Annotated in this window: 22 protein-coding genes and 1 pseudogene; 12 read left to right on the top strand and 11 right to left on the bottom strand. The window is 70.3% G+C overall.

The features are described from left to right. Positions 1-590: pseudogene (locus tag ACFXOA_RS30755) on the top strand (AMP-binding protein); the annotation flags it as partial. 24 nt (positions 591-614) lie between these two features. Here ACFXOA_RS30755 and ACFXOA_RS30750 read toward each other — a convergent pair. Together ACFXOA_RS30750 and ACFXOA_RS30745 are read right to left on the bottom strand one after the other, a co-directional pair. Further along, positions 615-833, bottom strand: a complete 219-nt coding sequence (locus ACFXOA_RS30750) for a hypothetical protein (protein ID WP_385035204.1) — start codon at positions 831-833, stop codon at positions 615-617. Between the two features lie 92 nt (positions 834-925). Beyond that, positions 926-1,651 carry a hypothetical protein gene (locus ACFXOA_RS30745; RefSeq protein WP_385035202.1) on the bottom strand — a complete coding sequence of 242 codons (726 nt, stop codon included), beginning with the start codon at positions 1,649-1,651 and terminating at the stop codon, positions 926-928. Between the two features lie 257 nt (positions 1,652-1,908). Here ACFXOA_RS30745 and gcl point away from each other — a divergent pair, with 257 nt between their 5' ends. Then, complete coding sequence (gcl, locus tag ACFXOA_RS30740) at positions 1,909-3,693, top strand: glyoxylate carboligase (RefSeq protein WP_385035200.1); 1,785 nt, start codon at positions 1,909-1,911, stop codon at positions 3,691-3,693. Between the two features lie 56 nt (positions 3,694-3,749). On the opposite strand, the gene ACFXOA_RS30735 is transcribed toward gcl, so the two are convergent. Then, positions 3,750-4,517 carry a hypothetical protein gene (locus tag ACFXOA_RS30735; protein WP_385035198.1) on the bottom strand — a complete coding sequence of 256 codons (768 nt, stop codon included), beginning with the start codon at positions 4,515-4,517 and terminating at the stop codon, positions 3,750-3,752. Positions 4,518-4,768: 251 nt separating this feature from the next. Here ACFXOA_RS30735 and ACFXOA_RS30730 point away from each other — a divergent pair, with 251 nt between their 5' ends. Beyond that, entirely contained in the window at positions 4,769-5,314 is a 546-nt protein-coding gene (locus ACFXOA_RS30730; RefSeq protein ID WP_385035196.1) for a DUF6083 domain-containing protein, read from the top strand. A gap of 253 nt (positions 5,315-5,567) precedes the next feature. Here the strand turns inward: ACFXOA_RS30730 and ACFXOA_RS30725 are convergent, their stop codons facing one another. The 8 genes from ACFXOA_RS30725 to ACFXOA_RS30690 form a co-directional block, all read right to left on the bottom strand. Further along, positions 5,568-7,025 carry a catalase gene (locus ACFXOA_RS30725; protein WP_385035194.1) on the bottom strand — a complete coding sequence of 486 codons (1,458 nt, stop codon included), beginning with the start codon at positions 7,023-7,025 and terminating at the stop codon, positions 5,568-5,570. Positions 7,026-7,266: 241 nt separating this feature from the next. Next, complete coding sequence (locus ACFXOA_RS30720; RefSeq protein ID WP_385035192.1) at positions 7,267-8,160, bottom strand: 2-hydroxy-3-oxopropionate reductase; 894 nt, start codon at positions 8,158-8,160, stop codon at positions 7,267-7,269. 43 nt (positions 8,161-8,203) lie between these two features. Next, the gene (locus ACFXOA_RS30715; protein WP_385035190.1) at positions 8,204-9,043 is read right to left on the bottom strand and encodes a TIM barrel protein; all 840 of its coding nucleotides are present in this window, start codon (positions 9,041-9,043) and stop codon (positions 8,204-8,206) included. 190 nt (positions 9,044-9,233) lie between these two features. Next, positions 9,234-10,703, bottom strand: a complete 1,470-nt coding sequence (locus ACFXOA_RS30710) for a cellulose binding domain-containing protein (protein WP_385035188.1) — start codon at positions 10,701-10,703, stop codon at positions 9,234-9,236. A 37-nt stretch (positions 10,704-10,740) separates the two neighbouring features. After that, complete coding sequence (locus ACFXOA_RS30705; protein WP_385035186.1) at positions 10,741-12,336, bottom strand: beta-N-acetylhexosaminidase; 1,596 nt, start codon at positions 12,334-12,336, stop codon at positions 10,741-10,743. Between the two features lie 54 nt (positions 12,337-12,390). Next, positions 12,391-13,230 (bottom strand): carbohydrate ABC transporter permease, encoded by an 840-nt coding sequence (locus tag ACFXOA_RS30700; protein WP_385035184.1) that lies wholly within the window; start codon positions 13,228-13,230, stop codon positions 12,391-12,393. Further along, entirely contained in the window at positions 13,227-14,219 is a 993-nt protein-coding gene (locus ACFXOA_RS30695; RefSeq protein ID WP_385035182.1) for a carbohydrate ABC transporter permease, read from the bottom strand. Before ACFXOA_RS30695 ends, ACFXOA_RS30700 begins: the two co-directional genes overlap by 4 nt. A gap of 122 nt (positions 14,220-14,341) precedes the next feature. Further along, the gene (locus tag ACFXOA_RS30690; RefSeq protein ID WP_385035180.1) at positions 14,342-15,607 is read right to left on the bottom strand and encodes an extracellular solute-binding protein; all 1,266 of its coding nucleotides are present in this window, start codon (positions 15,605-15,607) and stop codon (positions 14,342-14,344) included. Positions 15,608-15,856: 249 nt separating this feature from the next. Between ACFXOA_RS30690 and ACFXOA_RS30685 the strand changes: the two genes are divergently transcribed. The 9 genes from ACFXOA_RS30685 (at position 15,857) to ACFXOA_RS30645 (ending at position 24,163) form a co-directional block, all read left to right on the top strand. Then, on the top strand, positions 15,857-16,699 hold the full coding sequence (locus ACFXOA_RS30685; RefSeq protein ID WP_385035178.1) for a GntR family transcriptional regulator: 843 nt from the start codon (positions 15,857-15,859) through the stop codon (positions 16,697-16,699). Positions 16,700-16,824: 125 nt separating this feature from the next. Beyond that, positions 16,825-17,076 carry a hypothetical protein gene (locus ACFXOA_RS30680; RefSeq protein WP_385035176.1) on the top strand — a complete coding sequence of 84 codons (252 nt, stop codon included), beginning with the start codon at positions 16,825-16,827 and terminating at the stop codon, positions 17,074-17,076. Then, positions 17,073-17,450, top strand: a complete 378-nt coding sequence (locus tag ACFXOA_RS30675; protein WP_385035174.1) for a helix-turn-helix domain-containing protein — start codon at positions 17,073-17,075, stop codon at positions 17,448-17,450. The genes ACFXOA_RS30680 and ACFXOA_RS30675 overlap by 4 nt, the downstream gene beginning before the upstream one ends. A 184-nt stretch (positions 17,451-17,634) precedes the next feature. After that, entirely contained in the window at positions 17,635-18,141 is a 507-nt protein-coding gene (gene uraD, locus ACFXOA_RS30670; RefSeq protein ID WP_385035172.1) for a 2-oxo-4-hydroxy-4-carboxy-5-ureidoimidazoline decarboxylase, read from the top strand. A gap of 53 nt (positions 18,142-18,194) precedes the next feature. Beyond that, the gene (gene uraH / locus ACFXOA_RS30665) at positions 18,195-18,587 is read left to right on the top strand and encodes a hydroxyisourate hydrolase (RefSeq protein WP_329234782.1); all 393 of its coding nucleotides are present in this window, start codon (positions 18,195-18,197) and stop codon (positions 18,585-18,587) included. Positions 18,588-18,593: 6 nt separating this feature from the next. Next, positions 18,594-19,517 carry a factor-independent urate hydroxylase gene (pucL, locus tag ACFXOA_RS30660; RefSeq protein ID WP_362556017.1) on the top strand — a complete coding sequence of 308 codons (924 nt, stop codon included), beginning with the start codon at positions 18,594-18,596 and terminating at the stop codon, positions 19,515-19,517. Positions 19,518-19,581: 64 nt separating this feature from the next. Next, the gene (locus ACFXOA_RS30655) at positions 19,582-20,982 is read left to right on the top strand and encodes a nucleobase:cation symporter-2 family protein (RefSeq protein WP_385035168.1); all 1,401 of its coding nucleotides are present in this window, start codon (positions 19,582-19,584) and stop codon (positions 20,980-20,982) included. Positions 20,983-21,027: 45 nt separating this feature from the next. After that, complete coding sequence (locus ACFXOA_RS30650; protein WP_385035166.1) at positions 21,028-22,425, top strand: 8-oxoguanine deaminase; 1,398 nt, start codon at positions 21,028-21,030, stop codon at positions 22,423-22,425. A gap of 268 nt (positions 22,426-22,693) precedes the next feature. Next, the gene (locus ACFXOA_RS30645) at positions 22,694-24,163 is read left to right on the top strand and encodes a nucleobase:cation symporter-2 family protein (RefSeq protein ID WP_385035164.1); all 1,470 of its coding nucleotides are present in this window, start codon (positions 22,694-22,696) and stop codon (positions 24,161-24,163) included. The last annotated feature ends 136 nt before the right edge of the window (positions 24,164-24,299 follow it).

The raw sequence follows: 24,299 nt of genomic DNA, 5'->3' as shown, positions 1-24,299 counted from the left end.
GCCGGACTGGCCGTGTCAGCCTGTCGAGCGCAGGTAAGACCGGAACGTGTTCCGGCACCGCGCAGCGAAGCAGGAACCCACCCGACACCGCAGCCTTCAACGGCACGGTAGGCGGGAATCGCCGTCCTTCAGGGCGGCGAGGATGTCAAAGCGTGATGCTCGGTTACTGGGAGCAGCCGGACCGGACCGCCGAGGTCCTCGACGCGGGGCGGTGGATGCACACGGGTGATCTCGCGACGATGCGTGAGGACGGGTACGTCCGGATCACCGGGCGCATCAAGGACATGATCATCCGTGGCGGCGAGAACGTCTACCCGCGCGAGATCGAGGAGTTCCTCCACGGGCACCCCAAGATCGCGGACGTGCAGGTGGTGGGGGTGCCCGACGACCGCTACGGGGAGGAGGTCCTGGCGTGCGTGATTCCCCGGGACCCGGCTGACCCGCCGACACTGGACGAGATCACCGCGTACTGCCGGGAGCGGCTGGCGCACTACAAGACGCCGCGGGGTCTGCGGATTCTCGACGCCTTCCCGATGACGGTCAGCGGCAAGGTCCGCAAGGTCGAACTGAGGGAGGGATACGGGGCGTAGGGGCCGCCCGTGGGGGTCGTGCGATCAGGCCGCCTCGATGACTCCGGAGCCTATGCCCTGGGTCGCCGCGGCCCACTCGATCAGGAGTACTTCGTACTCCGCGACCTCCACCGGGGTCCAGTCCATGCCCTTGCGCGAGTCGACGAGGGCGCGGATCGCCTCGTTCGCCTCGACGGCGGAGGGGTGAGTGGGCTGGGTCGAGAATGAGGTGGTGTGGGTGGGAAGCCGGGGAGTTAAGACCATGCCTTCACTGTACGTCCTCATACTGACAACAGGTCGAACATATGCGGTCGGCACGGTACAGGTGACCGAAATCATGTGCCGCCGAAGGCCCTTCAGGGGCCGATGCTGACCAGTTCGTCGGCGGGCCCGTTCACCGGCCGGGGTGTCCCGGTGAGGTCCAGCGCGAACAGCGGGATCGCCAGGCCGTCGGCGCGCGAGCGGGCTTCGTCGGTGTAACCGGCGAGCGAGAACAACGCGCTGGACACCGAGGTGTTCAGCGCGTTCAGCCAGAGGCACTCGACATCGCGCAGCGCCGTCGGGCGGGTGGTCGCGTCCACCTGTGCGATGAGTCCGGCCGCTCTGAGGTCGATCCGGGAGCCGGGGCGCGTCTCGGACTGGACGACGTCCCGGAAGCCCAGCCATCTCAGGTACAGCGCGGCGGTGCTGACCGCGTCGCGCGCCGTACGGATCACCAGTGGCCTGAAGGAGGGGCGCGGGTGCGCGGCCGTCCGCGGCAGCGGTATGTGGGCGGGGCCGGCCGGATCCGCCGCGGGCGACGGCCGGCTGCCCTCCCTGGTGGCCACCGGGCGTACGGGGATCCGGAGCACGGCGCCGCAGGGGCAGCAGAGTTCGGGGTGGGGCCACTGGTCCCGGCGGCCGCAGGAGTGGCAGCGCACGCTCACCCAGTCGTCGTTCCAGGTGCGGTGCGTGATCACCACGGGGGGTGCGCCGCGCATCAGCGGCGGAGCCGCCGGGGCGCCGCAGGGGCAGGGGTACACCGGCGTGATGTAGGCGTGATCGCGGCGGCAGACCGGGCAGCGCACAGGTACGGACTCCACTGCTGCCCCTTCCCTCCCGCCGCTGAGGCGGTGACTGCGTTCCGTGCCCCCATCGTCCACCAGGAGCGACGTTCGGGGGAGGCGTTCGCGTACTTCGGGTCACCGGGCTCCCGCCCCTTTGGCCTCCTCCCTTGACGAGGATGCTGGACGTCCCTACATTGATTCCGTATAGCAGAACAAAGTTTCCGTAATGCGGAATTGGTGCTCTCAGGTGGCGCGACAGAGCCCGACTCCACCAAGTCCGAGCAGGAGCTCTCATGCCTCGTATGACCGCTGCCCGAGCGGCAGTTGAGATCCTCAAGCGCGAAGGCGTCAGCAACGCGTTCGGCGTGCCGGGTGCGGCGATCAACCCGTTCTACGCGGCCCTCAAGGCCTCCGGCGGGGTGCACCACACCCTGGCCCGTCACGTCGAGGGCGCCTCCCACATGGCGGAGGGCTACACCCGTGCCGCCGCCGGGAACATCGGCGTGTGCATCGGCACGTCGGGGCCCGCGGGCACCGACATGATCACCGGCCTCTACTCGGCCATCGCCGACTCGATCCCGATCCTCTGCATCACCGGCCAGGCGCCCACCGCAGTCCTCCACAAGGAGGACTTCCAGGCCGTCGACATCGCGTCGATCGCCGCGCCCGTGACCAAGGCCGCGACCACCGTCCTGGAGGCCGCGCAGGTCCCGGGCGTCTTCCAGCAGGCCTTCCACCTGATGCGCACGGGGCGTCCCGGGCCTGTCCTCATCGACCTGCCGATCGACGTGCAGCTCACCGAGATCGACTTCGACCCCGACCTCTACGAGCCGCTGCCCGTCCACAAGCCCGCCGCGAGCCGCAAGCAGATCGAGCGGGCCGTCGAGATGCTGAACGCCTCGGAGCGGCCGCTGATCGTCGCGGGCGGCGGCATCATCAACGCCGACGCACCCGATCTGCTGGTCGAGTTCGCCGAACTGACGGGCGTCCCGGTCGTGCCCACCCTCATGGGCTGGGGCATCCTGCCCGACGACCACGAGCTGAACGCCGGCATGGTCGGTCTCCAGACCTCGCACCGCTACGGCAACGCGAACTTCCTGGAGTCCGACTTCGTCCTCGGGATCGGCAACCGCTGGGCCAACCGCCACACCGGCAAGCTCGACGTCTACACGCAGGGCCGCACCTTCGTCCACGTGGACATCGAGCCCACCCAGCTGGGCAAGATCTTCGCCCCCGCCCTCGGCATCGCCTCGGACGCCAAGGCGGCCCTGGAGCTCTTCGTCGAGGTGGCCCGTGAACTGAAGGCGGCCGGCAAGCTGAAGGACCGCTCGCAGTGGGCCGCGTCCACCCAGGAGCGCCGGGCGACCCTCCAGCGGCGCACGCACTTCGACAACGTGCCGCTGAAGCCGCAGCGGGTGTACGAGGAGATGAACCGGGCGTTCGGCCCCGAGACCCGTTACGTCTCCACGATCGGCCTCTCCCAGATCGCCGGCGCCCAGATGCTGCACGTCTACCGCCCCCGGCACTGGATCAACTGCGGCCAGGCGGGTCCCCTCGGCTGGACGATCCCGGCGGCGCTCGGAGTCGCCACGGCGGACCCGGAGGGGTCGGTCGTCGCCCTCTCCGGCGACTACGACTTCCAGTTCATGCTGGAGGAGCTCGCGGTCGGCGCCCAGCACCGCATCCCGTACGTCCACGTCCTGGTGAACAACTCCTACCTGGGGCTCATCCGCCAGGCGCAGCGCAACTTCGACATCGACTTCCAGGTCAACCTGGAGTTCGAGAACCAGAACTCCCCGGAGCTGGGCGTCTACGGCGTGGACCACGTCAAGGTCGTCGAGGGGCTGGGCTGCAAGGCGATCCGGGTCACCGAGCCGGACCAGCTGCTGCCCGCCTTCGAGCAGGCGAAGAAGCTCGCCGCCGAACACCGGGTGCCGGTCGTCGTCGAGGCGATCCTGGAGCGGGTCACGAACATCTCGATGAGCGGCTCGGACATCGCGTCCGTCAACGAGTTCGAGGACATCGCGACGGAGCCGGGCCACGCCCCCACGGCTGTCCGCCCGCTGACGAAGGCCTGACCGACCCGGCCGTGGCCCCCACCCCGCTGTGCGGGGGGTGGGGGCCACGGCCGTTCTCACCCGGCCCCTTGCCCCTTGAGCACCTCGTAGTACGCGGAGGGCGTGAGGTCGAGCCGGAAGACCGTCCCGTACCGGTTCCGGAGTCCGGCGACCCGTGCGCCCTCCGGCTCGCGCAGACAGCGGCTGACGGGTGGGATGACGTCCCCGCACTCCTGCGGCTCCTCCACGAGGGTCCGTGCGGTGCTGCGCGCCGTGTCCCAGGAGAGCGTCTGGGAGGGATCGGAGACCTGCGTCGGCTCCGGGGCGCCGGGGCCGGTGGGGTTGGGTCCGCGGCCCCGGTAGTAGTCGACGAGGCGCCCCCGGTAGTCGTCGTGCCCGAACGGGACGGAGACGGCCGGGGCGCCGGCCGGGGAGGCGCGGTCGCCCGCGGTGAAGACGGCGTCCAGGGTGTCGCCGATCCGGTCCGGATCGGCGCCGAACCAGGCGGTGAGGCGCAGGGTGCAGCGGATGCGGTACCGGTCGTCCTCGGAGGGGGACAGCCACTCCTTCTCCGAGCCGCCTGCGCACCTGTCGTCCACCGCGACCAGTCCGAGGGTGAGCGGAGTCCGGCGGTCGTACTCCCCTGCGACGGCCCTCAGGTGACTCTCCGTCTCCTCGCGCGCCTTCTTCGCGGGCGCGCCGCTCGCGAGCCCGCGTAACTCCCCGGGGCTCGTCGCGCGGTCCTGCGAGGAGCACGCGGACGACGAGAGAAGGAGAAGCAGCGCCGCCGCAATCGCGGCGCGTCGGACGGAGGGCCTGCGTACCGGTGATCTCGGCGGTCTCATGAGGCCATTGTGGGGACGGGGACCCCGGCGGCCACCCGCTTCCGTACTCATGTCCGGCGACAGCCCAGCACGGTGCAGGCCGTGGGGGCGGTGCCCCCGCGGGGGAGGATCTCCGGCCACGGCGTGCGGGTCCGGCGGAGCGGGAGGCGTCCCATGAGGCGGAGTCCTGCTCAAAGGCGTGTGTCCGCACCAGGCGGCACGTCCGGATCGCGTTCTACCGCGGCTCTCGTGGTGGCGGCAATCCTTGGTCCATGGGGGACACCGAGAGCGCCGCTTCCTGCCCGGACCCGCCCGACGACCGTATCGGCGACGCCTTCCAGGCGCTGCTGGAGGGTGCCACCGCCCCGAGGCCTCCGTCCCCGCCGGAGTGCCCCTTCTGCGAGCTCCGACAGGACCGCTACCCCACCTCGTACACCGGTCACTGGATCCTGCTGGAGCCCCGTGTCCTCGTCCCGGCCCACACGGTGCCTCCGCGCCGGCGGTGGATCCTCACATCGACCGGGACCGCCATGAACCTGTGGGACGCGGAACCGCTCCCGGGAACCCGGTGCCGCATCCCGCACCGCATCGCCTGCCCCCGGCTCGTGGCGGAGGACCACTGGCCGTGGCTCACGGCGCTGCGGCAGCACAACGGGCTGCGGGCGGAACGCCTGTTCGACATGCCGGACGACGCGTTTCCCGGCCACCGCATTCCGGACCGCGGCTTCCCGGAGCGCGGCTTCCCGGAGCACGGATTCCCGGACCACGGCTTCCCTGAGCACGGCTTTCCGGACCGCGGTCTTCCGGACACCGGTTGACACAGCCGGGCACGACACAGGGGTGCGGCGCACGCCGACCGGCGTACACCGCACCCCTGCACGGTCTCTTCGTCCAACAGCGACCGCGACGGCGGGCCGTGGGCCTGACGACCGTGCTCCTTCAGGTCTGGAGCCGGCCGCCCGTCCCGTCGCCACCGCACTGGCGTCGTCCGCCGCCGCGGTCCCGTCCTGCCGGTGCCGCGCGCACCCCTCATCCGGGTGCGCGGCGCGGGCAGGGCCCTTGGGGTGAGGCTCAGTCCTCGCGCAGGGCGCGGACGGCCTCCTCCACGCGCTTGCCGTACTCGGGGTCGGCGGCGTGGAAGTGGGCGAGGTTCTTCTCGATCACGTCGTCACGGGTGACCTGGGAGAGTCCGCCCGCGATGTTGGCGATCAGACGGTCCTTCTCGTCGGCCGACATCAGGCGGTAGAGCTCGCCGGCCTGGAAGAAGTCGTCGTCCTTGGTGTGGAGCGGCGCCTCGTGGGCACCGGTCCAGCCCTGCACGGGCAGCGGGGCGGCCAGCGGCGCACCGGTCTGCGCGGGCCCGGCGTACGAGTTGGGCTCGTAGTTCTTGTCCTGGCGCGAGCCGTAGCGCGTGGCGTGGAGCCCGTCGCGGCCGTAGTTGTCCGCGGTCGTGGCCTTCGGGGCGTTGACCGGGAGCTGGGTGTGGTTGATGCCCAGGCGGTAGCGCTGCGCGTCGGCGTAGGCGAACAGCCGTCCCTGGAGCATCTTGTCCGGCGAAGGGCCGATGCCGGGCACGAAGTTGTTCGGCGAGAACGCCGCCTGCTCCACCTCACCGAAGACGTTGTCCGGGTTGCGGTCCAGCACCAGGCGCCCGACCCGCTGCAGCGGGTAGTCGGCGTGCGGCCACACCTTCGTCACGTCGAACGGGTTGAAGCGGTAGTCCGCGGCCTCCGCGGCCGGCATGACCTGGACGTGCAGCGTCCAGGACGGGTTGACGCCGCGCTCGATGGCCTGGAGCAGGTCCGTCTGGTGCGAGTTGGCGTCCTTGCCGACCTGCTCGGCGGCCTGCTCGGCGGAGAGGGAGCGTACACCCTGGTTGGTCTTGAAGTGGTACTTGACGAAGAAGGCTTCGCCCGCCGCGTTGGTCCACTGGTAGGTGTGCGAACCGTAGCCGTTCATGTGGCGGTACGACGCGGGGATGCCGCGGTCGCCCATGAGCCAGGTGACCTGGTGCGTCGCCTCGGGGGAGTGGGCCCAGAAGTCCCAGACGTTGTCCGGCTCCTGGCGGCCCGTGAAGGGGTCGCGCTTCTGGGAGTGGATGAAGTCGGGGAACTTGACCGGGTCCTTGATGAAGAAGACCGGGGTGTTGTTGCCGACGAGGTCGTAGTTGCCCTCGTTCGTGTAGAACTTGAGGGCGAAGCCCCGGGGGTCGCGTACGGCGTCGGCGCCGCCCAGCGAGTCGGCGACCGTCGAGAAGCGGATGAACGTCTCGGTGCGGCGGCCCACCTCGGAGAGGAAGTCGGCGCTGGTGAAGCCGGTGACGTCGTCGGTCACCTCGAAGTAGCCGTACGCGCCGGAGCCGCGGGCGTGGACGACTCGCTCCGGGATGCGCTCACGGTTGAAGCGGGCGAGCTTCTCGAGCAGGTGCTGGTCCTGGACGAGGATCGGCCCGCCGGCGCCTGCGGTGGCGGAGTTCTGGTTGTCGGCGACCGGGGCGCCTGACTCGGTCGTGAGCACACGCTGGGACATGGTGGCCTTCCGTACGGGGCTGCTGACGGCTTCAGGAGCGTAGATTCGCCGGGAACGATGCGTCAACAGTTTGTTGAATTTGGAGGATGAGATTCCGGGACGCGGCGGCGCCTGGGCGCGACAGGACAGGTGTCAGCGCCGCCGCGGCCCGGAGTTCAGGGGGCCCGAAGGACGTGTCCTCGACGTGCCGTCCGCCGTACGACGACACGTCGAAGACGCGGCCCGGGAGGGCCTGCGGGTGTCAGACCTGGGAGCCGGAGAGCCGCTCGACGGAGCGCAGCAGCGCCGAGTGGTCGAGGCCGCCGTCGCCCTGCGCGCGCAGGGAGGCGACCAGCTGCGCCACGACCCCGCCGACGGGCAGTGCCGCGCCGACGTTGCGGGCGGCGTCCGTGACGATGCCCATGTCCTTGTGGTGCAGGTCTATGCGGAAGCCGGGGGCGAAGTCCCGCTTCAGGAAGTTGTCCTTCTTGCGCGTCAGGACCGTCGAGCCGGCGAGTCCGCCGTTCAGCACGTCGAGCGCGGCGGCCAGGTCCACCCCGGACTTCTCCAGGAAGACCACGGCCTCGGCGCAGGCCTGGATGTTGACCGCGACGATCAGCTGGTTGGCGGCCTTGACCGTCTGGCCGGAGCCGTGCGGACCGCAGAGCACGATCGTCTTGCCCAGCGCGTCGAACAGCGGCTTGGCGGCGTCGAAGTCGCTCTGCTCGCCTCCGACCATGATGGAGAGCACGGCCTCGATCGCGCCGGCCTCGCCGCCGGAGACGGGGGCGTCCAGCACGCGGATGCCCTTCTCCTTCGCGTTCGACGCCAGGTCCACGGAGGTCTGCGGCGTGATCGAGGACATGTCGATCAGCAGGGCGCCCTTCCGGGCGTTCTCCAGGATGCCGTCCTCGCCGTACGCGACGGCCTCGACCTGCGGGGAGGCCGGGACCATGGTGATCACGACGTCGGCCTCGCGCACCGCTTCGGCGATCGAGGCGGCACCCTTGCCGCCCGCCGCGACGAGCCGGTCGATCTTGTCCTGCTCCAGGGTGTAGCCGGTGACCTGGTATCCGGCCTTGATCAGGTTCTCGGCCATGGGGGAACCCATGATGCCGAGGCCGATCCAGGCGACCTTGGGGAGGTTGCTGCTCATGAGGGTGCCTTCCGGTTGAGCGTGTGTGCGTCAGGGGCGGGCGTCAGCGGGCCGGCCGGTGCTCGGCGGGGAGCCATTCGAACGCCTCGGCGCTCGGCCGGTCGCCCGGCTTGTACTCCAGGCCGACCCAGCCGCCGTAACCGGCCTCGGTCAGCTCGTCGAGCAGTCGCTCCAGCGGGAGCGTGCCGGTGCCGGGCGCGCCGCGCCCCGGGTTGTCGGCGATCTGGACGTGGCCGGTCTTCGAGGCGTACGCCTTGATCACCTGGCTGAGGTCCTCGTCGTTCATCGACAGGTGGTAGAGGTCCAGCAGGAACTTCGCGTTCCCGAGTCCGGTGGCCGCGTTGACCTTGTCGACGACCTCGACGCCGGCCGGAGCGCTCACCAGCGGATAGCGCGGTGACTCCGGGGCGTTGAGCGTCTCGATCAGCAGTACCGCGCCGATCCGGTCGGCCGCCCGGGCCGCCAGGGCCAGGTTCTCCAGGGCGAGTTCGTCCTGTACGGCCGGGTCCACGCCGTCGACGCGGTTGCCGTACAGCGCGTTGAGCGCCTTGCAGCCGACGGAGGCGGCGAAGTCGGCCGCCACGTCGATGTTGGCGCGGAAGCGGTCCGACTCCTCGCCGGGCACGGAGAGCGCGCCGCGGTCGGGGCCGGGCAGCTGCCCGGCGTAGAAGTTCAGTCCCACCAGTTGGGTGCCGGCGTCGTCGAGAGCCTTCTTGAGGGCGTCGAGTTCGGCCTGCGGCGGGGTGGGGGTCTCGATCCAGGGCCACCACAGCTCGACCGCGGTGAATCCGGCCGCGGCGGCTGCCGCGGGACGTTCCACGAGCGGGAGTTCCGTGAAGAGGATCGAGAGGTTCACATCGAAGCGCTGGTCCGGGTATCCCATGAGGGTGCGTGCGCTCCTTCCGTATTGCGGAAGTTGTTTTCTGCTTAACGGAAGATTGCCCGGAGGGTGCCCGGGATGTCAAGGGGGTCCCGAAAAATCGGAGAGGCGTACGGCGGGTGTGCCCGGATCCGGACACGAAAGCGGGGCGGCGGCCGATTCCGGCCTCCGCCCCGCTTCCTTCGAACAGACCTCAGCTCGCGGGCACCGTGTCCTGGAACGTCGTCCCCGCGCTCCGGTACGCCCCGACCATGGCGTTGACCTGCGCCGGGGTGAGGACCTGGTCCTTCACATGCAGCACGTAGTCCACCTGCTGGTCGTACGAGCGCGGCGTGGTGCTCGTCTGCCCCTGGAGGTCGATCAGCCACTGGTTGAAGTTGATCGACATCGGCCGCTCGGGCAGGTACGCCGAGCCGTGCGTCCCGAAGGGCTGCCCGTCGACGTAGTACGTGATCGTGCTGTTGTCGATGGTCACCACCAGGTCGTGCCAGCCCGCATAGCTCTGCCGGGACTCGCTGTGCGCGTTGACGGCCTCCCACGGGTCGGGGCGGTAGGTCTCCCACGAGGTGGTGTAGAGGATGTTGGCCGGCTCGCCCCAGCCGCCGTTCGGCAGGTACTCGAAGTCGTACTCGGCGTAGTCGTCGGCCATCGGGGCCTTCAGGTCGTTGATGGTGAAGAACGTCTGCACCAGCCGGTCGCCGTCAGGTCCCGACCGGGGCGCGTCGCTGAACTTCACCCGCGCCGCGTACGTGCCGTTCCTGAACTTCGTCGCCTGGGTGAGCACTTCGGTCTGGACCGTGCTCGCCGCGGTTCCGGCGGTCGAGGTCTCCAGGTTCATCACCGAGTTGCCGCTCTGGGAGGCGAAGGTGACGTTCTGCGGCGCCCAGGTCGCGCCGGGGACGCCGGGGCCGCCCGAGTTGGAACGAACGCTCCAGCCGTGCTGCGCGATCTTCGGGTCGGTGTGGCCGCTGTAGTCGAAGTCGTCGAAGAGGCGCGGCCCGTCCGCGGGCGGGTCGGTCGGCGGGTCCGTGGGGTCGGTCGGGTCCGTCGGCCCGTTGCCGGCCGGAGCCTCGCCCCACACGGTCGCGCCGCCGACCTGCGCGGTCACCTTCGGCCAGTCGCCGTACGACGTGCGCCCAGGGCCGAAGGAGTAGTCGTCCGACTGCGTCAGCGTCTGCCACGACGCCTGGTAGAAGCGAAGCTGCATGTCACCGGTGTCCGCGCCCGGGGCGAGGGAGCCGGCGCCCGGGGTGAAGCCGATCTCCAGATAGCGGTCGGCGGTGGCCGTCGGGGAGGCGAGCGTCCCGAAGGTGCCCGTGATGTTGGCGCAGCCCTTCACCGCCCACGAACAGGCGAAACGGTAGGCGGCGGAGGCCGAATCGGCCTTGAAGTAGTAGCGCACCTTGACACTGCTCAGCGGCACGGAGGCGCTGCCGGAGTTGCGGACCTTGAGCCAGGGCTCGCTCTGGTCGGCGGTCGCGCCGCCCGCGCTCGTGCGGTACTGGACGACGAGCCCCTCCCCGGCGGCCGAGGCGGCCGAGGGGAGCGCGGCGAGACCGGTGCAGGCCAGGGCGACGGTCGCCGCGGCCGCGGCCGCCGCGCGCAGCCGCCTTCCGCGGGGGCTGCGGGCAGCCGTGGTGGAGGCCGGTGTGTGGGTGTTCACAGGCGTGTTCCTCTCCGGAACGAAGGTGGGGGACTGATCACGGACGGATTCGCGCTGTACCTGCGGACGCGGCCGGGGACGGCCGCGCGTCCAGTGGGCGGTAGGGGACGCCCAGGGCGTCCAGACGGGCGGTGTGACGGCGCAGCCGCTCGACGAACCCCGGCCAGTCGCCGCGGCCTCCGGACCAAGAACGGTCCGCCAGCGCGCACAGCCTGGGGTAGCTGAGGTACTCGATCTCGCCGGGGGTCCGCGCGTACTCGGTCCACACGTACGCCTGCGTTCCGAGCACCCGGGCACGCTGCTCCTCGGGCCAGTCGGCCGGCGCGGGCTCGTGGTCGTGGACGGCACGCAGGGGGAGCGGGGCCCCGGGCTGGGCGACCGGTTCACCCGGGTCTCCGGACTGCGCGTAGTCGAGATACGTCGCCCGGTGGTGCGCCGCGACGACCCGGTGACCGCGCTCGACGGCCGCCCTGGCATGGGTGGGTTCGTGCCAGGTCATCACCGTGAAGTCCAGCGGCAGTTCACTGCCCGTCACGGCCCAGCCGAGCGGAGTCCGCCCCCGCTCGACCAGGTGGGCGCCCACCCGGCCCAGGAACCAGCCGTGCAGCGCGCGGGCGTCCGGCAGCCCTTCGGCCGCGGCGCGCGCCCTGGCCGCCGGACTGCGCTCCCACTCGGTGGTCGGGCACTCGTCGCCGCCGATGTGGATCCAGCGGGAGGGGAAGACGTCCATCACCTCGTCCAGCACCGTACGGCAGAAGTCGAAGACCTCCTCGTGGACGCCGAACACGGTGTCGCAGACACCCCAGTGGGTCCACACGTCCAGCTCCCGCGAGGGATCGTTGCCCAGGTGCGGGTAGGCGGCCAGCGCGGCCCGGACGTGACCGGGCATCTCGATCTCGGGGACCACCTCCACGCCCAGTGCCGCCGCGTGACGGACCAGCCCGCGCAGTTCCTCCTTGGTGTAGGAGCCGGCGTGCGGAACCGCGTCGAAGACGGCCCCGCCGGGGCCGGCGGGACCGACCTGGGACCTGGCACGACGGGCACCCGCCCCGGTGAGCCGGGGATAGGCGTCGACGGGCATCCGCCAGCCCTGGTCGTCGGTGAGGTGCAGGTGCAGGATGTTCAGCTTGTGGAGGGCCATCAGGTCCACGTAGCGGTGCAGATACTCCACGGGCTGGAAATGGCGGGCCACGTCCAGCATGGCGCCACGCCACGGGTGGGCGGGCACGTCGCTGATCTCGACACAGGGCAGCTCCCACGCGTCGACCCCCGGCACGCCGCCGGACAGCGCCTCGGGCGGCAGCAGTTGCCGGACCGTCTGCGCTCCGCGCAGCAGTCCGGTCGGCCGGGCGGCGCGCAGTTGCAGCGCCTGCGGGCTCACCGTGAGCCCGTACCCCTCGTCACCCAGCCCCTCCAGCTCCGGGTCCAGCGCCAGGACGATCCGTCCGTCCGCGGACGGACGCAGCGGGAGCCGGGTGTCGTGGCCGATCAGGGTCCGCAGCAGATCGGCGGCGGGTTCGGCTCCGGGCAGGGTCCGTACGGTCGTCTCCCGGTCGAGGACGAACCTCCCGGGCCTGGGCGAGACCCGGCGGGGCCGGGGCACCAGGGAGAGATCGGGGCGGGGTGCGGGCACGGGAGGCCTCCAGGATCGGTTCGTGGGTGAGGAGCGCCGAGGGCGGTGTGGCGCTCAGCCCTTGACGGCGCCGGCGGCGAAGCCTGAGGTGACATGGCGCTGGAGCAGCAGGAAGATCACCAGGGCGGGCAGTGCGAACAGGGTGGAGGCGGCCATGGTGGCGCCCCAGTCGGTACCGAAGGTGTTCTGGAACGACGACAGCCACACGGGCAGGGTCCGGTTGTCCTGCTCCTTGATGATCAGGAAGTTGGCGTAGGCGAACTCGTTCCACGCCGTGATGAAACCGAACAGCGAGGTGGCCATGAGCCCTGGTGCCAGCAGCGGCAGCGCCACCCGGCGGAAGGCGCCGGTGCGGGAGCAGCCGTCGACCTGTGCGGCCTCCTCCAGCTCCGGAGGGATGGTCCCGATGAACCCCCGCAGCACCACGATCGTGAACGGCAGCGTGATCATGAAGTAGACCAGGGTGAGCGTCGGCAGCCGGTCGAGCGTCCCGGTGTCACGGGAGATGATGTAGACGGGGATGATCAGCGATTCCCAGGGCGCCATCTGCGCGATGAAGACCATCAGCATGAACTGCCGTCGGCCCCTCCATCGCATCCTCGCCACGGCGAAGGCCGCACCGAGCGCGACCAGCAGCGCCAGCAGCACCGCGCCGAGCGTGACGAGGACGCTGTTGCGCCAGAACAGGGCGAAGCCGTCCGCGTCCACGGCCCTGCGGAAGTGCTCCAGCGTCCAGGTGTACGGGACGAGCCGGGGCTCGGCGGACTGGATGTCCCGGGACGGCTTGAAGGCCGTCGAGATCATCCAGTACACGGGGAACAGGCAGACCACGACCGTCAACGTGGCTCCGGCGTTCAGGGGGAGGCGCCTGAGGCGGGGGTGGCGAAGGCTCATCGGAGTTCGTCCTCCTGACGGAACATCTGGCGGAAGTAGAGGACGAGGACCCCGGACATCAGGACCACGGTGACCATCGAGGCCGCGGAGCCCAGGTCGTAACGCTGGCCGGACAGGGCCGTCTGGACCGCGTAGACCGGCAGGATCGTGGTCGCGTCGCCCGGCCCGCCCCTGGTCATCACCCAGATCTGCACGAAGGCCTTGAAGGTCCAGATCACCTCGAGCGAGAAGACGAGCATGAAGATGGGCCGCAGCATCGGGAACGTGACGGAGCCGAAGATCCGGCCCGGGCCCGCCCCGTCCAGCCGGGCGGACTCGTAGAGCTCCTGCGGCACCGTCGTCAGCGCCGAGTACAGGGTGATCGCGGCGAAGGGGACGGACTGCCACACGATCAGCGTCACCAGGATCGCGAAGGCGGCGGTCCCGTTCGCGAACCAGGGGTAGCGGTCGAACGAGCCGAATCCCAGTGAGGTCAGCGTCCAGTTCACGATCCCGAACTCCGAGTGGAACAGCCACTGGAAGACCGTGGTGGCGGCCACCACCGGCATGGCCCAGGCCAAGACCAGCGAACCCAGCACCACCGTACGGCCGGCCCTGCCCAGCCGCTCCACCATGAGGGCGACCAGGGTCGCGATCACCATGATCAGTGCCACGTTGACGGCCATGAACAGAAAGGTGCGCCTGACCACCTCCCAGAACCGGGGGTCCGACAGCAGTGTCCGGTAGTTGCGCAGTCCGACGAACTCCGCGTCACCGGTGATCAGCTGGCGCAGCCTGAAGTCCTGGAGCGAGATCAGCACGGCGCGGACCAGCGGGTACACGAGCAGGTAGATCATGCCGCCCACAGCCGGGGCGACCAGGAGGTACGGCCACGGGCCGCCGGTCCGGTCCCGGCCCGTGGGGCGGGGCGGGGGAGGGGGGCCGGCGGGGCGGGTGACAGGTCGCTGCCGGGGGGTTCGTGGTGCGGTGCCTTCGACGACGGCGGGCACGGCACGCCTCCTTCCTGGGGGAGCGGATCTCGGACGGGTCGGTGCGGGAGCGCTCTCAGGAGCGGGGGCGGGCGCCGCGAACCCTCGGCGGAGCCCGCCCCCACGGGAGGCGGGACCGGAGATCAGGAGCCGGCGTTCATGGCCCTGGTGATGTCCTGGGACGCCTTCGCCGCTTCTTCCTCGGGGTCCTTGCCGGTGAGCACGGCGGTCATGTAGTCCTTGATCGGGTTCTCCGCCTCGACCGCCGCCCAGCCCGGGGTGTTGGGCGTGGCGTGACCGTTCGCGGCGCCTACCGCCATGGCCGCCGCGCCCGGATCCTCCGCGACCGCGGAGGCCAGGGTGGTGCGGTTCGGTACGTAGCTCATCGCGACGGCGAGCTTCTTCTGCCAGGCGTCGCCGGTCAGCTCCTTGATGAAGGTGACCGCCTCCTCGGGGTGCCCGGCGGCCGCCGGTACGACCAGGTCGGAGCCCCCGGTGAAGACGGCGCCCGGGGTGTCCGCCGTCTTGCCCGGGATGGGGAAGAAGGCCAGCTTGCCCTTGAGGGCGGGGTTCTTCTCCACGATCACGTTGGCACCGCCGGGGGTGGAGATGACCTGGGCGACCTTGCCCTGCGCCATCACCTCGGCCTGCGGCGGGTCGTCCTCGTCGGAGTCCTTGGGGCCCTCGCCGAGCGCCTGGAGCTTCTCGTAGAACTCCATCCCGCGCAGGGCCTCGGGCGAGTCGAGCGCCCCGGACCACTTGCCGCCGGACTCCGTCGCGAGGTCGCCGCCCTCGTCCCAGACGAAGCCGGCCAGGGCGTACCACATCTGTCCGGGCAGGTAGATGCCCTGCGTACCGCCCTTGTCCAGCTCGGTGGTGGCCTCGATCCACTGGTCACGGGTCTTGATCGCCTCGGCGTCGATGCCCGCCTTCTCGAACAGGTCGGTGCGGTAGATCACCACGCGGTTCGCCGCGTAGTACGGGATGCCGTACTGCTTGCCGTCGTACGCTCCCGGCTCGGCCAGGCCCTTCAGCCAGTCCGCTCCGTCCAGCTCGTCCTTCCTGTCGCTGAGGTCCGTCAGTCCGCCGCTCTCGGCGAACTGAGCCACCTGCGTGTTCCCGGCCTCGATCACGTCGGGGGCGTCGTTGCTGGCCAGGGCCGCGGTGATCTTCTGCCCGATCCCGTCCCACTCCTGGATCTGGATCCTGACGTCGATGTCCGGGTGGGCTGCCTCGAACCCCTTCGTGAACTCCTCCTGGAAGGCGGCCGACACGCTGTCCCGCATCAGCCATACGTCGACGGGCGTGGCGCCCCCGGTTCCTTCGGCGTCCTCCTCGCCGGAGCCGCACGCACTGAGGGCGGCGGCCATGACGAGCGCGGACACACCGGCAAGCAAGCGGTACTTCACGGTTCACCTCAACGGGAGCAGAGACCTGACCACCTGACCAGTGAAGTCCACTGGACAGCTCACCTCTTGATGGTGGAAGAAGGTGGCATAGACCAATGGGGCCGTCAACCCCCCGCGAATAAAGGGAACTCGAAGGATCTTCGGGGGGTGGGCCCCTGTTCTTCACGCCAGCTGTGGATACACTGGGCCTGACCAGTGGTCATCAATCGCTCAACTGGTAAAGGGAGCGAGACGCCAGGAGGGGCCTGAATGAAAGCCGACGTACCGGGGACCGTGCTCAAGCGGGAGCGAGCGCGTGACGCGGTCCTCGAACTGATCGAGAGCCGTAGTCCCGGCGACGCCATCCCGTCCGAGCGCTCCCTCTGCGCCCTGCTCGGCGTCTCCCGGCCGACGCTCCGGGCCGCCGTGGACGAGCTGGTCGCCGCGGGCCTGCTGGTCAGGGAGCACGGGCGCGGGATGTTCGTCGCGCCGCGGAAGATCACGCAGGAACTGGTCTCCGCCGATCTCTCGATGAGCGTTCCGCGGGCAGCCGGCGCCTGGTCGAGCAGGCTGCTGGAGTTCACCACCCTGCAGGCCGGGGCCCGGGTGGGCCGCAAACTCCGGATGTCGCCCGCCGAGGACATCGTGTACGTCGCACGGCTGCGCCTGGTGGACGGGGCCCCCATGGCGATCGAGCACCTGCACATCCGGGCCGCACTGGTCCCGGGGCTGTCGGCCCAGGAACTGGAGGACGGCGACCTCTACGAGCACCTGCGGCACGCCCACGGGGTACACGTCCGCGAGGCGGTCCAGGCCATCGAGCCCACCGTGGTCACCAGGGCCGAGGCCCAGCTCCTGGAGGTGCCCGAGCTCTCTCCGGCCCTGCTCTTCGAACGTCTGACCTCGGACGTGGACGGGCTGCCGGTGGAGTACGTCCACTCGCTCTACCGAGGCGACCGCTACCGGATCGTCTCCAGGCTGGCGCTCGGGCCGGCCGCGGCGAGTGCCCCGCCGGTCCAGGACGGTCACCACCCCGGGATCCCGCCAGGCGACTTCACCCACGGTGACCGGATCGCTTCGTCCACCCGGGGGGACATCCAGGCGGGTCCCTGAGTGGAGGCGGTGTCCGCCGGCCCGCCCCGCCGCCCGTCGGGGGCTGCCGGGCCTGCGCCCCCGTGCCTTAGGGTCGGAGCGAGCCGCGCCGGCAGACGGACGCGGCGGGACGTGAGGGAGGCAGAGTGCGCTTGAGGGTGGAATTCACCACCGAGCCCTTCGACCTGGAAGAGGCGCCCGCCCACGCGGTGGTGGCCCGCGAGGTCATCCAGACCGCCGACCTGGACGCCGTGGACGTCGGCCCCTTCGGGAACACGGCGGAAGGGGGCGCCGACCAGGTCCTCACCGCGGTGGACTCCCTGCTGCGCAGGGCCCTGGAGTCGGGTGCCACCCGGGTCTCGCTCCAGCTCAACGTGATCGGGGAGGACACCCCGTGACCGAACCGGCCGACCACCCGCTGGTCACTGCGGTGAAGCCGCTCGTCGACGCCATGGGGGCCGAGCTCCTCGATCCGGAGCAGGCGGGCACCGAGGACGTGGTCCTCGCGTGGGAAGGGGCCGACGTCATAGCCGTACGGCTTCCCCAGCTCTCGGACTCGCTCGACCACATCCTGGCCGCGATGGAACGCCGGCACGGAATGCCGCTGGCCGAGCTGGACCGCAAGGCCAAGCAGGGGGTGGTCCGCACCCTGGAGGCACGCGGTGCCTTCGCCGTACGGCACGGGGTGGAGACGGTGGCGGGCGCCCTGGGCGTCAGCCGCTTCACCGTGTACAACTACCTCAACCGCGACAACGCCGCCAAGGGCGGCTGAGCGCCGCCGGGGACCACGCGACGGTCCTCGGCAGCCCGTGAGACCCCTTCGTGCCGCCGCCCGGGAACTCGGGCGGCGGCATTATCTGTTCGCGGAATTTCAACAAACTGTTGACGTGGTGTTGCGAAGGGCGTTAGCTATCCGCAGCCCGACAACGCACAGCGAAAAAGCCACGGAGGCTCCCGTGACTACGAGCTCCACACCGGGCCTCACCCGGTTCAACACCCTGCCGGCCGAAGAGGCGGCGACCGTGCTGCACGAGGTCTGTGCCAGCACGGCATGGGGAAGCTCCGTCCTCGCCCACCGGCCCTACGACGGCACGGAAGCCCTGTTCTCCGCGAGCGACGCCGCCATGGCGCAGCTCACCGCGGAGGACCTGGCCGAAGCGATGGCCGGACACCCGCCGATCGGACGCCCCAAGCCCGGGGATCCGACCTCCTCCCGCGAGCAGCGGGGGATGGCCGGAGCGTCCGAGGAGCTCAAGGCGGAGATGCTCGAACTCAACCTGGCCTACCAGGAGCGGTTCGGCCATGTCTTCCTCATCTGCGCCACCGGAGCCACCGGTGAACAGATGCGCGACGCGGTCAAGGCCCGGATCGGCAACTCGCCCGAGCAGGAACGCGAGATCGTCCGCACGGAACTGGGCAAGATCAACCGCATCCGCCTGACCCGCCTCGCCCAGGACGCCTGAGACAGCTCCTGGGTCTCCGTACCACCCCGAAGAGAACAAGGAGCGTGACGGTCTTGAGCACCGACACCACCGCCTCGGTGTCCACCCACATCCTGGACACCAGCATCGGCCGTCCCGCCGAAGCCGTCACCGTCTCCCTGGCCGCCCGCAGCGGCGGCGACACGCAGTACGTGACGCTCGGCGGTTCCGCCACCGACGCGGACGGGCGCTGCAAAGACCTGCCGGCCCTGCCGGAAGGAACCACCCATGTACGGCTCGTCTTCGACACCGAGTCGTACTTCACCGCGAAGAAGCAAGCCGAGGCGCAGCAGGACGCCCCCCGCGTAAGGGACAGCGGCGCGTTCTTCCCGGAGGTGGCGATCGCATTCGCCGTCACCCCGGGCGAGCACTACCACGTACCGCTGCTGCTCAACCCGTTCGGCTACTCCGTTTACCGAGGGAGCTAGCAGACAATGCCCACGATTCTCGGCCAGAACCAGTACGGCAAAGCAGAGAACCGCGTCGTCAAGATCACGCGGGACGGCGACACCCACCACATCAAGGACCTCAACGTCTCGGTCGCCCTCTCCGGCGACATGGACGACGTCCACTACTCCGGCTCCAACGCCAACGTCCTGCCGACGGACACCACCAAGAACACGGTGTTCGCCTTCGCCAAGGAGCACGGCATCGAGTCCGCCGAGCAGTTCGGCATCCACCTCGCCCGTCACTTCGTGACCTCGCAGGAGCCGATCAAGAAGGCCCGGATCAGGATCGAGGAGTACGCCTGGGAGCGCATCGCGACCTCCGACGGCAACTCCAGGTTCATCGGCGCCGACGACGTCAAGCACTCCTTCGTCCGCAAGGGCCAGGAGACCCGCGTATCCCAGATCACCTTCGACGGTGAGAACTGGGAGGTCATCTCCGGCCTCAAGGACCTCACGGTGATGAACTCCACCAACTCCGAGTTCTGGGGCTACGTCAAGGACAGGTACACGACGCTGAAGGAGGCGTACGACCGCATCCTGGCGACCGACGTCTCCGCGCGCTGGCGGTACAACTGGACCAGCGACGAGGAGCGCATGCCGAACTGGGAGAAGTCCTACGAGCAGGCGCGCAAGCACATGCTGCACGCCTTCGCGGAGACGTACTCCCTCTCGCTCCAGCAGACCCTGTACCAGATGGGTTCGCGCATCATCAACAGCCGCAGCGAGATCGACGAGATCCGCTTCTCGCTGCCGAACAACCACCACTTCCTCGTGGATCTGGAGCCCTTCGGCCTCAAGAACGACAACGAGGTCTACTTCGCGGCCGACCGCCCCTACGGCCTCATCGAGGCGACGGTGCTCCGCGACGGCGTGGAGCCGAAGATCCCGGTCGACATGACCAACCTCTGACGCGGTGCTGAACCGGTCCCCGCCCCCTGCCGGGCGGGGGCCGGTCATCCCGGAGGGAAATACCATGGCACAGCCTGCAACGGGGCCGGCGAAAGGCCCATGTTCCACCCCACCGACCGCTGCCGACACGGCAGTTCACCCGGTGGACGAAAAGCTTCCGCCTTCGCGGCTCGTACCCGCCGCGCTCCAGCACATCGCCGCCATGTACGCGGGCGTCGTCACCCCTCCGCTCATCATCGGCCAGGCCGTCGGCCTCGACACGGCCGGCAGGACCCGCCTGATCGCCGCCAGCCTCCTGATCGCGGGACTCGCCACCCTCCTCCAGACCCTGGGCGCCGGACGGTTCGCCGGCAACCGGCTGCCGTTCGTCAACGCGGCCTCCTCCGCCGGCATCGCGCCGATGCTCGCCATCGCCGAGACCAGCGCACCGGGTCACCAACTCCCGGCGATCTACGGCGCGGTGCTCGTCGCGGGCGTCTTCTGCCTGGCCGTCGGGCCGTTCTTCGGGCGTCTTCTGCGCTTCTTCCCGCCGCTCGTCACCGGTGTCGTCATCACCCTCATCGGCGTCACGCTCATGCCCGTCCCCGTCGGCTGGGCCCAGGGCGGCGACGCCACCGCCGACGACTTCGGCGACATGAAGTACCTGGCGCTCGCCGCCTTCACCCTCGTCGTCATCCTGCTCATCCAGCGTTTCGGGCGCGGCTTCGTCAAGCAGGTCGCCCTGCTCGCAGGCCTGTTCATCGGCACGCTGGCCGCGATCCCGTTCGGACTCGCCGACTTCTCCGCGCTCGGCTCCGCGCCCGCGGCCGCCCTGCCCGCGCCCTTCGCCTTCGGAGCGCCCGAGTTCCAGCCCGCCGCGATCCTCTCCCTGTGCATCGTGATGCTGGTCCTGATGACGGAGTCGTCCGCCGGGATGCTCGCACTCGGCGAGATCTGCGAGCGGCGCACCGACGGCACCACCATCACCCGCGGCCTGCGCACGGACGGTATCGCCACGCTCGTCGGCCCGGTCTTCGGGGGCTTCCCCACCAGCGCCTTCGCGCAGAACGTCGGCGTCGTGTCGCTCACCAGGGTCCGCAGCCGCTACGTCGTCGCGGCGGCCGGCGGCGCCCTGATCGTCCTGGGCGTCTTCCCCGTGCTCGGCGCGGTCGTCTCGCTGGTCCCCATGCCCGTGCTCGGCGGCGCCGGAATCGTCCTCTTCGGCTCGATCGCGGTGAGCGGCATCCGGACCCTGTCCGAGGCCGGACTCGACGACAGCTCCAACATCATCCTCGTGGCGGTGGCACTCGGCGCGGGCATCATCCCGCTCGCGGCACCCACCTTCTACGCCGGATTCCCCTCCTGGGCGCAGACCGTGCTCGGTTCCGGGATCAGTGCGGGAGCGCTCGTGGCGGTCCTGCTCAACCTGTTCTTCCACCATCTCGGCACCCACAGCCGCCCCGCTGTGGCACTCAAATCCTCCTAGGGTCCTGCCGTGCCCACATCGCCAGACACAGAAGAGGGAAGCACCATGGCAGCTTCGGCGGACCGAAGGACCATCCAGCGCATCGTCATCGAGAACTGTTCGATCGCGACCGTCGACGCCCACGACACCGAGTACGCCTCGGGGTACGTCGTCGTGGCCGACAACCGCATCGAGTCGGTCGGCGCGGGCAAGGCGCCGGAGGGCCTCACCGGCGTCGTACGGCGCGTCGACGGCACCGGCCACCTCGTCACGCCCGGCCTCGTCAACACCCACCACCACTTCTACCAGTGGATCACCAGGGGCCTGGCCACCGACCACAACCTCTTCGACTGGCTGGTGGCGCTGTACCCGACCTGGGCGCGTATCGACGAGCCGATGGCCCGCGCCGCGGCGCAGGGCTCGCTCGCGATGATGGCCCGCGGCGGCGTGACCACCGCCATGGACCACCACTACGTGTACCCGCGGGGCTCGGGCGACCTGTCGGGCGCGATCATCGGTGCGGCCCGGGACATGGGTGTCCGCTTCACCCTCGCCCGCGGCTCGATGGACCGCAGCGTCAAGGACGGCGGCCTGCCGCCGGACTTCGCGGTGGAGACCCTGGAAGGGGCGCTCGCCGCCACCGAGGCGACCATCGACGAGCACCACGACGCCTCCTTCGACGCGATGACGCGGATCGCGGTCGCACCCTGCTCGCCCTTCTCCGTCTCCACCGAACTGCTCAAGCAGGGCGCGGAACTGGCCCGCCGGCGCGGCGTACGGCTCCACACGCACGGCTCGGAGACCGTCGAGGAGGAGCAGTTCTGCAAGGAACTGTTCGGCATGGGCCCGACCGACTACTTCGAGTCGACCGGCTGGCTCGGCGACGACGTGTGGATGGCGCACTGCGTCCACATGAACGACTCCGACATCGCGGCCTTCGCCCGCACCGGTACCGGCGTCGCGCACTGCCCCTCCTCCAACGCCCGTCTCGCCGCCGGGATCGCGCGCGTCCCCGACATGCTGGCCGCCGGCGTGCCCGTCGGTCTCGGCGTCGACGGCACCGCGTCCAACGAGTCGGGCGAACTCCACACCGAGCTGCGCAACGCGCTCCTGATCAACCGTCTCGGTGCGCATCGCGAGAAGGCCCTGAACGCCCGGCAGGCACTGCGTCTGGGCACCCACGGCGGTGCCCAGGTCCTCGGACGGGCCGACGAGATCGGCTCGATCGAGCCGGGCAAGCTCGCCGACCTCGTGCTGTGGAAGCTGGACACCCTCGCACACGCCTCCATCGCCGATCCGGTGACCGCCCTCGTCTTCGGCGCCGCCGCCCCGGTCACCCTCTCCCTCGTCGACGGCAAGCCCGTCGTCGAGGACCACCACCTCATCACGGTGGACGAGGACGCCATCGCCCGCGCCACCCGCGACGAGGCCAGGCGGCTGGCACAGATCGCCGCCGGAGCCTGACGCCCCCCGGCGCGGACCGCGCCGCCGGAGCCTGATGCTCCGTATCCCCCTGACAGGCCGGCCGAGGGGGACGGCCCTCGGCCGGCCGGCCGTGACTCCGTAAGGGGTGCACGGCAGCCCGTGCGGGAGCGTGTGCCTTCGTCACGCGCTCCCGCACCGGGTGAGCTCCAAGCTGCCCGCACCAGCTGCACGACCTGAACCAACGCACCACTCAGCACCACCTCCCAGACACCCACGTCGCCCGATGTGTAACCGACCGGAGGAAGCCGTGGCAGCTACGCCCAGGTTTCGCAAGAACGCAGTTCAAGCAGAAGCAGTCGACACCCGCACACCCGAAGCGGGGGCGGGTTCCGGGCCACCGGACGCCAAGCACCCCGTCGACGAGACGCTCCCGCCGCTGCGGATGTTCACCAGCGGCCTCCAGCACGTCGCGGCCATGTACGCGGGGGTGGTGGCCCCGCCCATGATCGTGGGGCCGGCGGTGGGCCTCAGCGCCAAGGAGACCGCCTTCCTCATGGGGGCGAGCCTCTTCACCGCGGGCATAGCCACCCTGCTCCAGACCCTCGGGTTCTGGCGCATAGGCGCCCGGCTCCCGTTCGTCAACGGAGTCTCGTTCGCCGGGGTGACCCCGATGATCGCGATAGGCAAGGACCGGGGGCACGACGGCATCGCCGTCATCTTCGGCGCGATCATCGTCGCCGGTGTACTCGGCTTCGTACTCGCCCCGTACTTCTGCAAGCTGGTCCGGTTCTTCCCACCGGTCGTCACCGGCACCGTCATCACCCTGATCGGTGTCTCCCTCCTCCCCGTGGCCTTCAACTGGTCCCAGGGCGGCAACGCGACCGCCGACGACTACGGCTCGATGACGAACATCACGATGGCCGCCGTCACCCTCGTGATCGTCCTCGCCCTCCGCAAGCTGCTGCGGGGCTTCCTCCAGCAGATCGCGATCCTGCTCGGACTCGTCATCGGCACCCTCATCGCGATCCCCGCCGGGATCACCGACTTCGGGGCACTGGCCGACGCCGACGTGGTCGGTTTCCCGACGCCGTTCCACTTCGGGGCACCGCAGTTCGAGGTCGCCGCCATCATCTCGATGTGCATCGTGATGCTGGTCTGCATGACGGAGTCCACCGCCGACATGCTGGCCCTCGGCAAGATCGTCGGTCGTCCGGCGGACGAACGCACCATCGAGGGCGGACTGCGGGCCGACACCCTGGGCAGCGTCCTGAGCCCGGTCTTCAACGGCTTCATGTGCAGCGCCTTCGCGCAGAACATCGGGCTGGTCGCCATGACCAAGGTCCGCAGCCGCTTCGTCGTCGCCGCCGGCGGAGTCATCCTCGTGGTCCTCGGACTCGTCCCCGTCGCCGCGTCCGTCATCGCCCTCGTCCCGCTCCCGGTCCTCGGCGGCGCGGGCATCGTACTCTTCGGTTCGGTCGCCGCCAGCGGCGTCCAGACCCTCGCCACCGCCGCCCTGGAGAAGGGCGAGAACGCGCTGATCGTCGCCGCGGCAGTCGGCGTCGGGCTCATCCCGATCGCCGCGCCGGACTTCTACCACGCCTTCCCCAAGGACATGCTCGTCGTCCTGGACTCGGGCATCTCGACCGGCTGTGTGGTGGCGATCCTCCTCAACCTGGCCTTCAACCACTGGGGCAGCGGGCCGGACGAGGAGCCGGAGGCGGGGATCCCGGAGTCCGAGCAGCCCCAGGACCCCATGGCCGTGCCCGTGGCGCACTGACCCGTCGGGGGGGGGGGGGGGGGGCCCCCCCCCGCCCCCCCCCCCCCCCCCCGGGGGGGGGGGGGGGGGCGGCGGGGGGGGGGGGGCCGGGGGGTTTTAAAAAAAGTAGACGGCGGCCCGAGGGTGGGGGGTGGAG

The sequence above is a fragment of the Streptomyces sp. NPDC059166 genome (assembly GCF_042755185.1).
Classification (GTDB): Bacteria; Actinomycetota; Actinomycetes; order Streptomycetales; family Streptomycetaceae; genus Streptomyces.
Note: the sequence above shows the minus strand (reverse complement) of the source record. Positions and strands in the feature narration are given on the sequence as shown.

Bases quoted from the DNA above. Each gene is read 5' to 3' on its own strand.
- ACFXOA_RS30750 (WP_385035204.1), bottom strand. From the start codon at position 833: ATGGTCTTAACTCCCCGGCTTCCCACCCACACCACCTCATTCTCGACC.
- gcl (WP_385035200.1), top strand. From the start codon at position 1,909: ATGCCTCGTATGACCGCTGCCCGAGCGGCAGTTGAGATCCTCAAGCGC.
- ACFXOA_RS30735 (WP_385035198.1), bottom strand. From the start codon at position 4,517: ATGAGACCGCCGAGATCACCGGTACGCAGGCCCTCCGTCCGACGCGCC.
- ACFXOA_RS30730 (WP_385035196.1), top strand. From the start codon at position 4,769: ATGGGGGACACCGAGAGCGCCGCTTCCTGCCCGGACCCGCCCGACGAC.
- ACFXOA_RS30725 (WP_385035194.1), bottom strand. From the start codon at position 7,025: ATGTCCCAGCGTGTGCTCACGACCGAGTCAGGCGCCCCGGTCGCCGAC.
- ACFXOA_RS30720 (WP_385035192.1), bottom strand. From the start codon at position 8,160: ATGAGCAGCAACCTCCCCAAGGTCGCCTGGATCGGCCTCGGCATCATG.
- ACFXOA_RS30715 (WP_385035190.1), bottom strand. From the start codon at position 9,043: ATGGGATACCCGGACCAGCGCTTCGATGTGAACCTCTCGATCCTCTTC.
- ACFXOA_RS30700 (WP_385035184.1), bottom strand. From the start codon at position 13,230: ATGAGCCTTCGCCACCCCCGCCTCAGGCGCCTCCCCCTGAACGCCGGA.
- ACFXOA_RS30685 (WP_385035178.1), top strand. From the start codon at position 15,857: ATGAAAGCCGACGTACCGGGGACCGTGCTCAAGCGGGAGCGAGCGCGT.
- pucL (WP_362556017.1), top strand. From the start codon at position 18,594: ATGCCCACGATTCTCGGCCAGAACCAGTACGGCAAAGCAGAGAACCGC.
- ACFXOA_RS30655 (WP_385035168.1), top strand. From the start codon at position 19,582: ATGGCACAGCCTGCAACGGGGCCGGCGAAAGGCCCATGTTCCACCCCA.
- ACFXOA_RS30650 (WP_385035166.1), top strand. From the start codon at position 21,028: ATGGCAGCTTCGGCGGACCGAAGGACCATCCAGCGCATCGTCATCGAG.